At 61.0% G+C, this 13,370-nt stretch carries 10 protein-coding genes; 8 read left to right on the top strand and 2 right to left on the bottom strand.

Annotated elements, in window-relative coordinates; genetic code table 11:
• Positions 1-199: 199 nt before the first annotated feature.
• The 4 genes from PJU76_RS01650 to PJU76_RS01635 are packed head-to-tail and all read left to right on the top strand — an operon-like array spanning position 200 to position 5,722.
• The gene (locus PJU76_RS01650) at positions 200-2,329 is read left to right on the top strand and encodes a type I restriction-modification system subunit M (RefSeq protein ID WP_271780213.1); all 2,130 of its coding nucleotides are present in this window, start codon (positions 200-202) and stop codon (positions 2,327-2,329) included.
• A complete protein-coding gene (locus tag PJU76_RS01645; RefSeq protein ID WP_271780212.1) occupies positions 2,326-3,792 on the top strand; it encodes an ATP-binding protein in 1,467 nt (488 codons plus the stop codon). The genes PJU76_RS01650 and PJU76_RS01645 overlap by 4 nt, the downstream gene beginning before the upstream one ends.
• Positions 3,789-4,175 (top strand): hypothetical protein, encoded by a 387-nt coding sequence (locus PJU76_RS01640; protein ID WP_271780211.1) that lies wholly within the window; start codon positions 3,789-3,791, stop codon positions 4,173-4,175. The genes PJU76_RS01645 and PJU76_RS01640 overlap by 4 nt, the downstream gene beginning before the upstream one ends.
• Entirely contained in the window at positions 4,172-5,722 is a 1,551-nt protein-coding gene (locus PJU76_RS01635; RefSeq protein WP_271780210.1) for a type I restriction enzyme subunit R domain-containing protein, read from the top strand. Before PJU76_RS01640 ends, PJU76_RS01635 begins: the two co-directional genes overlap by 4 nt.
• 49 nt (positions 5,723-5,771) lie before the next feature.
• Here the strand turns inward: PJU76_RS01635 and PJU76_RS01630 are convergent, their stop codons facing one another.
• Positions 5,772-6,245 (bottom strand): single-stranded DNA-binding protein, encoded by a 474-nt coding sequence (locus tag PJU76_RS01630; protein WP_271780209.1) that lies wholly within the window; start codon positions 6,243-6,245, stop codon positions 5,772-5,774.
• Between the two features lie 85 nt (positions 6,246-6,330).
• On the opposite strand from PJU76_RS01630, the gene uvrA reads away from it, so the two are divergent.
• From uvrA to PJU76_RS01610, 4 genes are all read left to right on the top strand, one after another.
• Positions 6,331-9,135 carry an excinuclease ABC subunit UvrA gene (uvrA, locus tag PJU76_RS01625; protein WP_271780208.1) on the top strand — a complete coding sequence of 935 codons (2,805 nt, stop codon included), beginning with the start codon at positions 6,331-6,333 and terminating at the stop codon, positions 9,133-9,135.
• A gap of 64 nt (positions 9,136-9,199) precedes the next feature.
• Entirely contained in the window at positions 9,200-9,754 is a 555-nt protein-coding gene (locus PJU76_RS01620; protein WP_271780207.1) for a hypothetical protein, read from the top strand.
• Between the two features lie 110 nt (positions 9,755-9,864).
• Positions 9,865-10,734: a thioredoxin gene (gene trxA / locus PJU76_RS01615; protein ID WP_271780206.1), complete on the top strand. Its 870-nt coding sequence runs from the start codon at positions 9,865-9,867 to the stop codon at positions 10,732-10,734.
• Positions 10,735-10,883: 149 nt separating this feature from the next.
• Entirely contained in the window at positions 10,884-12,401 is a 1,518-nt protein-coding gene (locus PJU76_RS01610; protein WP_271780205.1) for a Do family serine endopeptidase, read from the top strand.
• 19 nt (positions 12,402-12,420) lie between these two features.
• Here the strand turns inward: PJU76_RS01610 and xerD are convergent, their stop codons facing one another.
• The gene (gene xerD / locus PJU76_RS01605; RefSeq protein WP_271780204.1) at positions 12,421-13,335 is read right to left on the bottom strand and encodes a site-specific tyrosine recombinase XerD; all 915 of its coding nucleotides are present in this window, start codon (positions 13,333-13,335) and stop codon (positions 12,421-12,423) included.
• Between the last annotated feature and the right edge of the window lie 35 nt (positions 13,336-13,370).

Genomic DNA, 13,370 nt, shown 5'->3' with positions numbered 1-13,370 from the left:
AGACGAGAAGCTACAGTCAGAAGGGGTACGCAGTGGTACACGTTACTGTCTCCCGTAACCGGGCTCAAATCCGGGCTTATCGGCCAGAACTGAGCCAAACCGAAGAGCAAAAAAGGCGATTCGGATCAACAACAAGGCACGGGGCAGGTCGGATGATATGCAGCGCATCCCACACAACAACCATTTGCAGGATTCGCCCATGAGCGCCAGCTTCCAACAACTCGCCAATTTCATCTGGTCCGTCGCCGACCTGCTGCGAGGCCCCTACTGCCCGCCGCAGTACGAGCGTGTGATGCTGCCGCTGACCGTGCTGCGCCGCTTCGATGCCGTGCTGGCGCCGAGCAAAGAGGCCGTGCTCAAGCGCCATGCCCAACTGAGCAGCAAGGGCATCCCCAATATCGACGCCATCCTCAACAACCTGGCCAAGGATGAACACGGCACGCCGCTGGGCTTCCACAACCACAGCCAGCTCGATTTCCCCAAGCTCAAGGGCGACCCCGACAACATCGGCCGCCATCTGGCCGACTACATCGCCGGCTTCTCCGAGAACATCCGCAAGATCTTTGAGCGCTTCGAGTTCGACAAGGAGATCGAGAAGCTCGAAGAGTCCAACCGCCTGTACCAGGTGGTCGCCCAGTTCGCCGAGATCGACCTGCATCCACGCAAAGTCGACAACATCATCATGGATCTGGTGTTCGAAGATCTGATCCGGCGCTTCAACGAAGCTGCCAACGAGACGGCGGGCGATCACTTCACCCCGCGCGAAGTCATCCAGCTCATGGTCAACCTGCTGCTGGAGCCCGACACCAGCGTGCTCACCCAGGCTGGCGTCATCGTCACCATCTGCGACCCGGCCTGCGGCACCGGCGGCATGCTGGCCGAGGCGCAGAACTGGATTCGCGCCCACAACGAACAGGCCACGGTCAAGGTCTTCGGGCAGGACTACAACCCGCGCTCCTATGCCGTGGCCGCCTCTGACCTGCTGATCAAGGGCCACAAGGACGGCCAGGTGGTGCTGGGCAATACCCTCACCGACGACCCCTTTCCGGACCAGCGCTTCGACTACCTGCTCGCCAATCCGCCCTTCGGCGTGGACTGGAAGGCCGAAAAGAAAACCATCGACCGCTGGCCCAACTTCCGCAGCTACAACGGCAAACTGCCGCGCATCAACGACGGCGCCCTGCTGTTCCTGCTCTACATGATGAGCAAGTTCCAGGACTACAAGGCAGGCGACCGCGACAAGCCCGGCTCGCGCACCGCCATCGTCTTCAACGGCTCGCCACTGTTCACCGGCGGCGCCGGCAGCGGCGAGAGCGAAATCCGCCGCTGGATCATCGAGCGCGACCAGCTCGAAGCCATCGTCGCCCTGCCCGAGCAGATGTTCTACAACACCGGCATCGGCACCTTCATCTGGGTGGTCACCAACCGCAAGGCCGCCACTCGCCGCGGCAAGATCCAGCTCATCGACGCCCGCGAGCGCTACACGCCGATGAAGCGCAGCCTCGGCGACAAGCGCCGCCACCTCGATCAGGCCGCACTCGACGCCGTCACCCGCGAACACGGCGCGCCGGACAACAGCCAGACCAGCCGCGTCTTCGACAACACGGACTTCGGCTACCGCCGCATCACCGTGCTGCGCCCGCTGCGCCTGCGGTTCCAGATCACCGAGGAGGCCCGTGAGCACTTCCTCAACACCTGCCCCGAGCTATACGACGCCCTGCAGGCCGTACAGGACGCCCTCGGCACCGAGCCGCTGCTGGACTGGAACCCGACCTGGGACACCGTGCAGCAGGTGTTCAAGATCCTGCCCGACGATGTCGAAGGCTGGGCCAAGGGCACCAAGGGCACGGCGCAGAAGAAGATCTTCCGAGACTGCTTCACGACGGTGGACCCCGAGGCCGCGCCCGTCATCGCCAAACACCACAAGGTCGAGTCGCTGGACCGCGCCGCCCTGTTCCCCGGCCAGACCCTGCCCGCCGACCTCGGCAAGGATGATCTGTACGAGTTGCTGGGCCTGCACACTGACGGCAAGGGCAAGCATATCGAGTACGAACCCGACCCGGCGCTCAAGGATGCCGAGAACATCCCGCTGAAGGAGGACATCGTCAGCTACGTGCTGCGCGAGGTGCGCCCCTACGTGCCGGATGCCTGGATCGATCGCGAGACGCTGGACGAGCAGGACGGCGGCATCGGCAAGGTGGGCTACGAGATCAACTTCAACCGCGTGTTCTTCCAGTACCAGCCACCGCGGCCGCTGCATGAGATCGATGCCGAGCTGGAGGCGGTGGAGAAGCGGATCATGGGGTTGTTGCGGGAGGTAACGGAGTGAGTATTCGCCGCCCGGAAGACGAAATGCTCGGCATCTTGGCAGAGCTGCGCAAACTGCCTCGCGAAACCGAATGGGTCGAGTTCAAGCACAACAACGATGATGCCGACGAGATGGGTCAGTACCTTTCCGCCCTCTCCAACGCCGCGGCGTTGTCGGGAAAAGTTCAGGCTTATCTGGTCTGGGGCGTCGACGACACCACGCACGATGTGGTCGGCACTCGCTTTGATCCGTCTGCCGCCAAGGTGGGCAACGAGGAGTTGGAGAGCTGGTTGCTGCGCCTGCTTTCGCCCAGGATCAATTTCCGCTTCCATATCTTCGAGGCCAGCAACAAGCGCGTCGTGCTTCTGGAAATTGGAGCTGCTTTTCGCCATCCGGTGCAGTTCAAGAGCACCGAGTTCATCCGCGTCGGCTCCTACAAGAAGAGACTGAAGGACTTTCCGGAGAAAGAGCGGGAGCTCTGGCGTGTTTTCGACCAGACCCCCTTCGAACGGGAAGTGGCTGCCGAAAAGATTACGGGCGAAGAGGTGCTGCGGCTGATCGACTACCCAGCCTACTTCGAGCTGCTCGGCCAGCCCATGCCCGAAGGACGTGGGGCCATCCTCTGCGCGCTCGCCAATGACGGCCTGGTCACCCAGGCTGCGGGTGGATGGAACATCACCAATCTTGGGGCCATCTTGTTCGCCAGAAAACTGGTCGATTTTCGCACGCTGCAGCGCAAGGCAGTACGCGTGGTGCTGTACAAGGGAACCAACCGCGTGGAAACCGTGCGCGAACAGGAAGGCGGGAAAGGCTATGCCACCGGCTTCCAAGGCCTGATCGACTTCGTTACCGGGCTCTTGCCCAGCAACGAAGTAATCGGTCGCGCCCTGCGCAGGCAAGTTCCGATATTTCCGGAACTGGCCATCCGCGAGCTAATCGCCAACGCCGTCATCCACCAGGACTTCCACCTCACCGGCACCGGCCCGATGGTGGAAATCTTTGCCGACCGCATGGAAATCACCAATCCCGGCTTGCCATTGGTGCAGACGCACCGTTTTCTGGACAGCCCACCCAGGTCGCGCAACGAGGCATTGGCCTCCTTCATGCGTCGCATCGGCGTCTGCGAGGAACGCGGCAGCGGCGTGGACAAAGTGGTTTCCCAGACCGAGTTCTATCAACTGCCCGCCCCCTTGTTCGAGACCAGCGACGAGCACACCCGCGCCGTCCTTTTCGCGCATCGCGAGTTCCGCGACATGGACAAGACCGATCGGGTCCGCGCCTGCTACCTGCACGCCTGCCTGCGCTATGTCCAGCGCGACTACATGACCAATACGACCTTGCGCAAACGCTTCGGCATCGACGAGAAGAACAGCTCCATGGTGTCGCGCGTCATCAAAGACACCATCGCGGCAGGCTTTATCTGCTGCCACGACGAGACCGTGGGCAGCCGCGCCCGCAAATACCTGCCGAGGTGGGCGCGATGAGTACGACCGTGTTGCTTGACCGTTGCTTGACCGGCTCCCCCCTTCCTGGCCGATTGGCGAGTATTGCAACAGAAAATCAAATGCTTACATGGGTTCCGTTGCTTGACCGTTGCTTGACTGGCGGCAAGGCCCGGGGCGATGGCCCCGCGCTGGGTGAACCGCCAGTCGGGCTAAGCCACCTGCGCTTCCATGGGGTGGACGCCTGGATCGACCGCGAGACGCTGGACGAGCAAGACGGCGGCATCGGCAAGGTGGACTACGAGATCAACTTCAACCGCGAGTTCTTCCAGTACCAGCCACCGAGGCCGCTGCATGAGATCGATGCAGAACTGGCCGGCGTAGAGCAGCGGATTCTGGCGTTGTTGCGGGAGGTGACCGAGTGAGCAGCACCGATTTGCTGGCCTTTCTCCCCGATGGCTGGAGGCGTGTCCCACTGAAGACCACATGCGATTTCGCCGTCAGCAATGTTGACAAGCATTCGTTCGACGACGAGTTACCTGTTCGGCTGTGTAACTACACTGATGTCTACAAGAACGACCGGGTCTCGCCTGACATGGACCTGATGGCAGCGACCGCCACGTCGCAAGAGATCGCGCGTTTCCACCTTGAAGTTGGCGAGGTGATGGTGGAACACTTCCAGCAGTTCACCCGTCACAAGATCGGCGGGCGTGCCAAGGCGATGGTGGTGACCGGTTCGCGGCTGGAAGCGGTGCGCTACAAGCAGGAGTTCGACCGCTACATTCAGGAAAAGGGTTATCCGATCAAGAGCCTGGTAGCCTTCTCCGGCACCGTGGAAGACGACAAGATCCCGGAGAAGTCGTACACGGAGGTCGAGATGAATGGCGGCATCAGGGAGAAGGAACTGCCCGACACCTTCGCCAAGCCGGAATTCCGCGTGCTGTTGGTGGCCGAGAAATACCAGACTGGTTTCGATCAGCCGCTGCTGCACACGATGTACGTGGACAAGCGCCTGGCGGGCATTCAGGCCGTGCAAACACTCTCGCGCCTGAACCGTACCCATCCGCTCAAGGACGACACCTTCGTACTGGACTTCGTCAATGATCCGGCCGGGATCCAGGAGGCCTTTCGCCAGTACTACGAAGGCTCGGTCATGGGCGAGCAGGTCGATCCCGACAAGCTCTACGAGGTTAAGGCCGAGCTCGATGCCTCGGGCATTTACCTGCATACCGAGGTGGCCGAGTTCGCGCGCGTGTTCTTTGCGCCGAAGCGCCGGCAGAGCCCCGGCGACCACAAGACGATGAACGCGATTCTGGATCGGGCCGTCGCGCGCTTCGTGCAGCTGCAGAACACGGAAGAAGAGGAAACGGAGCTATGGCGCGGCAAGCTGCAGGCCTTCCGCAATCTGTACAGCTTCCTGAGCCAGGTAATCCCCTACCAGGACAGCGATCTGGAAAAGCTGTTCACCTATCTACGCCACCTCACGCTGAAGCTGCCCAAGCGCAAGAGCGGGCCGGGCTACCAGTTCGACGAGGAGGTCGAACTCGACTACTACCGCCTGCAGAAGATCAGTGAAGGCTCGATCAACCTGAACGAGGGTTACGCGAAGCCGCTGGACGGTCCCCGCGAGGTGGGTACCGGCATGGTACGCGAGGAGCACGTATCGCTGTCTCGCCTGATCGACATCATCAACCAGCGCTTCGGCGGCGAGTTGAACGAGGCGGACCAGTTGTTCTTCGATCAGATCGCTGAAGCAGCGAGCCAGAACGAGTTGCTGCAGAAAGCCGCCGAAGTCAACTCCCTCGACAAGTTCCAGCTCGTGTTCCGGCAGGTGCTGGAATCACTGTTCATCGAACGAATGGAGCTCAACGAGGAGCTGTTCACCGATTACATGGGCAAGCCGGAGATGCAAGATCTCGTTTCCAAATGGCTCGGAAGCCAAGTTTATGACCGGCTGTCTCGCACCCAGTAAGCACAAGGCCTACCGGGATGTAGTTAACATTTGTTAACTAGGTGAGAACTCAAAACGGAATGTCATCATCAAAATCCTCCGCCGGCGCCGGCGGCATCTCACTCTTCCGCGAACTCCCCGCACTGCTGCCGCCGCCACTTGGCCGGGACTGATCTTCCTCATCGAAGCTGGCCGCACCGCCGCCACCGCCCCCACGCGCGCCCACCAGTTGCAGACGATCGCCGACGATCTCCGTGGTGTAGCGCTCCTGTCCTTCCTTGTCGGTCCACTTGCGCGTCTGCAGGCGGCCTTCCACATAAGCCATGCTGCCCTTGCGCAGGTATTCGCCGGCGATTTCCGCGGTGCGTCCGAAGAGCACCACCCGATGCCATTCGGTGCGCTCCTGCTTGTTGCCTTCCTTGTCCTTGAAGGTCTCGGAAGTCGCGATGCTGAAGTTCGCGATGGCGCCGCCACTGGGCTGATAACGCATCTCCGGGTCCCGTCCCAGATGCCCCAACAATATGACCTTGTTCACTCCCGCCATCGTCTGATCTCCTTATGTGCAGGGGACGACCGTCCCCGAAAGCTTTATACTAACCCATTGTCTCCAAAAAGAGCATGTCGGCTGCATGGAACACATCCATATCCGGGGCGCGCGCACCCACAACCTCAAGAATATCTCCCTTACCTTACCGCGCGACCGCCTCATCGTCATCACCGGCCTGTCCGGATCGGGCAAGTCGTCACTGGCCTTCGACACCCTCTACGCCGAGGGTCAGCGCCGCTATGTGGAAAGTCTCTCGGCCTATGCCCGCCAGTTTCTTTCCCTCATGGGCAAACCCGATGTGGACGCGATTGAGGGGCTCTCCCCCGCCATCGCCATAGAGCAGAAATCCACCTCCCATAACCCCCGCTCCACCGTCGGCACCGTCACCGAGATTCACGACTATCTGCGCCTGCTCTATGCCCGTGCTGGCACCCCATGGTGCTGCGGCGCACCCATTCAGAGTCAGACCATCAGCCAGATGGTCGATCAGCTCCTGGCTCTGCCCGAAGGCGAAAAGCTCATGATCCTGGCGCCGGTGCTGCGTGACCGCAAAGGCAGCCACGAGGACATCATCAGCAGCCTGCGCGCCCGTGGTCTGATCCGCGCCAGGGTGGATGGTCAACTCCTCGAACTGGACGAAATCCCCGCGCTGGACAAAAAGCGCAAGCATCGCATCGAGGCCGTCATCGACCGTCTGGTATTGCGCGGCGATAGCGGGCCGCGCCTGGCCGAATCGCTGGAAACCGCCCTCAGCCTCGCCGAGGATCAGGCCATCGCCGTCCTCATGGGACCACAGCATGCGGAAGAGCGACTGTTTTCCGCTCACCATGCCTGCCCCGGTTGCGGGCGCTCCTTCCCGCCCTTGGAGCCGCGCCTCTTCTCCTTCAACAATCCCGCCGGGGCTTGTCCGCGCTGTGACGGCCTCGGCGAAATCACCTTTTTTGACCCCGATCTGATCGTCCCCAATCCGGAACTGAGCCTGCGTGACGGCGCCATCGCCGCCTGGACCAAGCGCCATCAGGAGCACTACGCGCCCCTGCTCACGGCGCTGGCCGCACACTTTCATTTTTCCCTGGACACCCCCTGGCGGGATTTGCCTGACGGCATTCGCGAGCAGATTCTCCACGGCAGCCCCGAACGCATCACCGTCCAGCAAGGGGCGCGCAGCCACAAGCTGAACTTCGAGGGCGTTATTGCTAGTCTGGAACGGCGCCTGCGGGAAACCCAGTCCAGCCTCGTCCGCGAAGAAATCATGCGCTATATGGGCCGCCTGCGTTGCCCGGTCTGCAATGGCAGCCGCCTGCGTGAAGAAGCGCGCATGGTCAGGGTTGGCCCGCTGGCCATTCAGGAAGTCTCGGCGCTGTCCATCCGCGAGTCGTTGCAACACTTCACCCATCTGCAACTGGAAGGGCAGGAAGCCCTCATCGCCGAGCGCATTCTCAAGGAAATCGGCAGTCGTCTGAAGTTTCTGGTGGATGTGGGTCTTGACTACCTCAGCCTCGACCGCTCCGCCGAAACCCTGTCCGGTGGTGAAGCGCAGCGCATTCGCCTCGCCTCACAAATCGGTGCGGGGTTGGTGGGGGTGATGTACGTCCTCGATGAACCTTCCATTGGCCTGCACCAGCGCGACAATGACCGCCTCATCGGCACCCTCAAACATCTGCGCGATCTCGGCAATACCGTCATCGTCGTCGAACATGATGAAGACGCCATCCGTGCCGCCGATTATGTGGTGGACATGGGTCCCGGCGCCGGTACCCACGGCGGCGAAGTCATTGCCCAGGGAACACCCGAAGAAATCCGCGCTAACCCCGACTCGCTGACCGGACGCTATCTGACCGGTAACCTCTGCATCGCCGTCCCCGAGCGGCGACGCAGCAATGTTAGCCAGCGCTGGCTGGAGGTGCGGGGTGCTACCGGCAACAATCTGAAGGCGGTGGATGCGCGTATCCCCATCGGTCTCTTCACCTGTATCACCGGGGTCAGCGGTTCCGGTAAATCGACCCTCATCAACGACACCCTCTACCCCGCCTGCGCCCGCGTGCTCATGGGCAGCAGCCAGAGCCCTGCGCCGCACAAGCAAATTCGTGGGCTGGAGGAACTGGACAAGGTCATCGCCATCGACCAAAGCCCCATCGGCCGCACCCCGCGCAGCAACCCGGCCACCTACACCGGCCTCTTCACCCCCATCCGCGAACTCTTCTCCGCCACCGGCGAGGCGCGCACTCGCGGTTACAATCCCGGTCGCTTCAGCTTCAACGTCAAGGGCGGGCGTTGCGAAGCCTGTGAGGGCGACGGCGTAATCCGGGTGGAAATGCACTTTCTGCCGGACATTTATGTGCCCTGCGACGTCTGCGGCGGCAAACGCTACAAGCGCGAGACCCTGGATGTCCACTACAAGGGCAAAAACATTCATGAGGTCCTGGAGATGACGGTGGAGGATGCGCGGGCCTTTTTTGACCCCGTCCCCTCCGTCGCCCGGAAATTGCAGACCCTGCTGGATGTGGGCCTGGGTTACCTGCGTCTGGGTCAGTCGGCCACCACCCTCTCCGGTGGCGAAGCGCAGCGCGTCAAGCTCTCCCGGGAACTCTCCCGGCGCGACACCGGGCGGACCCTCTACATCCTTGACGAGCCCACCACCGGTTTGCACTTTCATGATATCGCCCTGCTCCTGGAGGTGCTGCAGAAGCTGGCCGATGCGGGCAACACCATCGTCGTTATCGAACACAATCTGGACGTCATAAAGACGGCGGACTGGGTCATCGACCTCGGTCCCGAGGGGGGTTCCGGCGGCGGCCAGATCATCGCCACCGGCACGCCGGACGAAGTGGCGCACAATCCCCTGTCCCATACCGGGCATTATCTGGCGCGACATCTCAATCGTTGAGCTTTTTGCACACCCGCAGCCAATGCCGCAAAATAACCGGCAACCATTGACTGGAGTTCACCGCATGCCCGTCCTTCCCGAACGCAGAGAGCAGATCCGTAGCGCCCACGCGGCGCTCATCCTGCAGGTCGTCGCCGCCTGCCAGAATGTCCATCTCCGGGCGCCGCTGGAAGGAAATCTGCGCGTCGCCGCCGCCAATGGTTGGGGCGATCTGGTCGCCGTCATCCGCCACATACTAGCCGGGCAGCGTGCGCCGGATTTGCTGCAGGGACTGGACGAAGAAGACGGCACTATCGTCGAATCCATCCTCATGGGCCTGCAAAATCCAGAGACCTTGCCCAAAGCCGGAGACCCGGCTAATCCCACCCTCGCCGCGCCCGGTCTGGCCGGCGTTATCCTCGCCGCCCGCCGCGGTGAGCCGGAAGCCCTCGCCTGGCTGGGCCGTATGGCCAGTCAGATGCAGCGGGCCGGCGGCGATATGGCGCGCATGGGCGCGGCCCTTGGCCCCCTCTCCCGGGGCCAGTACGACCGCCTCAAACTGGAGCGCGGCATGGGACCCCTCGGGCGTAGCCTGCTCCAGTCCGTGCTGGACGCCCTGGCTAAAGCTGAACGGCAGTAACCGCCCCGGAAGCCAGCCGCGCCTTGAAAACACCCCGTTTTGACCATACCTAAACGGTAAATAAAGGCAGGTGCGGTCTATCTTCTTCATCTCTTCTCGCAGGAGTTCGTATGGCAGTCAGTGGACACGTTCTCGAAGTGAATCTCGGCAATTTTCAGGAAGCCGTCATAGAATTATCCCGGAAGGTGCTGGTACTGGTCGACTTCTGGGCGCCCTGGTGCACGCCCTGCCGGGCCCTGGGTCCCATCCTCGAAAAACTGGCGGCGGAGATGGACGGCGCCTTCGTGCTCGCCAAGGTCAACTCTGACGAGAATGCCGACCTGTCGCGCCAGTATCAGGTACGCGGCATCCCGGCCGTCAAGGCCTTCAAGGACGGCGAAGTCGTCGATGAATTTACCGGGGCGCTTCCCGAATCCGCCGTGCGTCAGTTCATCAAGAAAAACCTGCCATTGCCAGGTGACGATCTGCGCGTGCAGGCCCTTGACGCCATTGCCCAGGGCAAAGCCGCAGAGGCCGAGACATTGCTGAAGGAGGCCATCAGCCTCAACCCCAAGAACGATCCGGCGCGCCTGGCACTGGCCCGTTTAACCATCCAGCAGGGCCGCCATGCCGACGCGCAAATTCAGATCGACGCCATGTCCCCCACCTTCCAGATGGAAACTGAGGTCGAAGGACTGAAAGCCCTGCTGGAATTCACTGAGGCAGTCCGCAGCGTACCACCCATGACCGAACTGGAAGCCAGCATCGCCAGCGAAAAGGGCGATCTCCGTGCGCAGGCCATGTATCAGCGGTCCTTGCTCCTCCTTTTGCAAGGGCGGGAAGAAGCGGCCCTGGACCAGCTTATCGAGATGGTTGAACGCCACAAAAACTATCAGGACGGCCTGGCCCGCAAAACCGTACTGAAGATATTCGCGTTGCAGGGTAATCAGGGGCCTCTGGTGGAACGCTACCGGACCCGGCTGTCCCGCGCTTTGCACTGAGGACATTGCTCTGCCTATTGTCGTCTCCCACTGCGATTTATGTGCTATGTTGTGCTGATTGGCTGGAACTCCCGGCCTACTCCCGGAGTCAAACCCGGAACGTACCGAGTTGCAAGACGTTGCAAGACAAAAACCCGAAGGAGAATCATATGGCGAATGATCGCCCGAATTCCATGTTGAAGCGCCGTAAAGTGGTAGTTACTGCCGTGGTAGCGGCGTGTTTTGGTTTTGCACTGGGTGCAACGGAGTGGGCACAAGCCGATGCACCTACAGCACCAGCTTTGTCTATCTCGACGAACACAGCTCCTCAACAGGCGTTGGTCGCTCTGCCGGATTTTACCCCGATTATCGACCGTTACGGCCCAGCGGTAGTGAATATCAGCAGCACCACGAATAAGGTCATCCACCAGCAGGCCAACCCTTTTCCACCCAATTCGCCTTTTTATCAGTTTTTTCATCACTTCATGGCCCCCGGACAAAACGGTTCAGGTCCACAGCAGCATGAAAAAATCCAATCGCTCGGATCCGGTTTCATCATCAGTCCCGATGGCTATATTGTCACTGCTGGCCACGTCGTGCGCGGCGCCAACCATGTCGTCGTCACCCTCACCAATCACCACGCCTACCCGGCCAAGCTGATTGGTCTTTCAGTACGTTATGACACGGCGCTGCTCAAAATCGACGCCAAGAACCTGCCCACCGTGCCCATCGGCAACTCGGATGACATGAAGGTCGGCCAATGGCTACTCGCCGTCGGCGCGCCTTTCGGCTTTTACAACACCGTGACCCAAGGGGTGGTCAGTGCCATGAACCGCCCACTGCCCGATGACGAATACATCCCCTTCATCCAGAGCGACGTGCCCATCAATCCCGGCAACTCGGGCGGACCGCTCTTCAACATGAAGGGCCAGGTGGTGGGCATCAATGATCAAATCTATACCAACAGCGGCGGCTACATGGGCTTGTCTTTCTCGATTCCCATCAATACCGTGATGCGGGTGGTGCAAGACTTCAAGGACCACAAGGCGATCCAGTTCGGCTATCTGGGCGTGGAAGTGCAGGATGTCACACCGCCCATGGCGCAAGCGCTGCATCTCAAGGAACCGGTGGGTGCACTCGTCGCCTCCGTCATGCCGGGCAGCCCGGCTGCCAAGGCAGGCATCAGGCCCGGTGACGTCATTGTCACCTATAACAACAAGCCGGTGTACAATGTCGGGCAATTGCCACCTATGGTTGGCAATACCTTGCCGGGCACGCATGCCAGGGTCGGCATCCTCCACCGCGGTGCGGCGGAAACCAAAGATGTCCTGGTTACCGCCCTACCCAAAAGCATGGCAGGGCCTTCCGGCAGCCAGGAAGCTTCCCAGCCTGCCCAAGTGGGCAAGGTCTCCCGTATGGGCATCCATGTCCAGTCTCTGACCCCCAACATCGAGAAACAGTTGAACGTACATCACGGTGTCGTGGTGGTCGGAGTCAGTGAGGGGGCGGCAGCGGAAGCCGGGATTATGCCGGGCATGATCATCCAGCAGATTGATCAGCAGGACGTCAATAGTCCCATCGAGTTGAAGCACATTGTTGCCAATCTGCCTGCGAATCAACCCATCCCGTTGCTGGTGCGGCAGGGCAAGGCGAGCATCTATGTGGTGGTGACTTTGCCTAAGAAGTAACGGCGCGACAATACAGGCATCACCCGCGCGGGTGATGCTTCTGATGTAATTCCTTCAAACGCGCCTGCGCCACATGGGTATAAATCTCCGTGGTGGAAAGATTCGCGTGGCCAAGCATCAACTGCACACTGCGCAGATCCGCGCCATGATTCAGCAGATGGGTGGCAAAGGCATGGCGCAAACTATGCGGCGACACTATTTGAGTAATCCCGGCGGACTGGGCGTAATGCTCAATGTTTTGCCAGAAACGCTGCCGCGTCATGGCCGCCCCGCGTCTGGTCACGAAAATGGCGGCACTGATGCGTTCGCCCAATATCTGCGGACGACCACTTTGCAGATACTGCGCCATACGTCCGGCGGCCACTTCCCCCATGGGCACCAGACGTTCCTTGCGACCCTTGCCAAAGACCACCACCAGACCGGCGCTGAGGTCTACCTGGCGCATCTCCAGATTCACCAGCTCCGACACCCGCAAACCGCAGGCGTACATCAACTCCAGCATGGCTGCATCGCGCAGTCCCAAAGGGCGTGCACAATCGGGGGCCAGCAACAGTGCCTCTATTTCTGTTTCACTGAGAACATGGGGTAACGCGCGACCAAGACGGGGACTTTGCAGATTGCGGCTGGGATCACAGGTCACCCAGCCCTCCCGCTCTGCGTGACCATAGAAGCGGCGTATGCTGGAAAGCAGCCGGGCCACGGAGCGTAAGGCCGCTCCGGATTGTAACTTCTGCCCCAGCAAGCGCGTCAGTACCCCTTCATCGGCGGTATCCAGACTCAGACCTTGCGCCGCGAGCGCGACGGCCACCTGCAGAAGATCCTGCCGGTAGGCGGCAAGGGTATTTTCGCCGAGGTTTTTTTCCAGCCAAAGCGCGTCGAGAAAGGCATCGATCTGCTGGTGATCGGCCGACAGGGCGGCAGATACGGTACTCATTGATTGGTCTATGGAGGACAAAGTAGCGTTGTTTC

The sequence above is a fragment of the Acidithiobacillus ferriphilus genome (assembly GCF_028215975.1).
Taxonomy (GTDB): domain Bacteria; phylum Pseudomonadota; class Gammaproteobacteria; order Acidithiobacillales; family Acidithiobacillaceae; genus Acidithiobacillus; species Acidithiobacillus ferriphilus.
The sequence above is the reverse complement of the archived record's forward strand: the minus strand, read 5'-3'. Positions and strand labels throughout refer to the sequence as shown.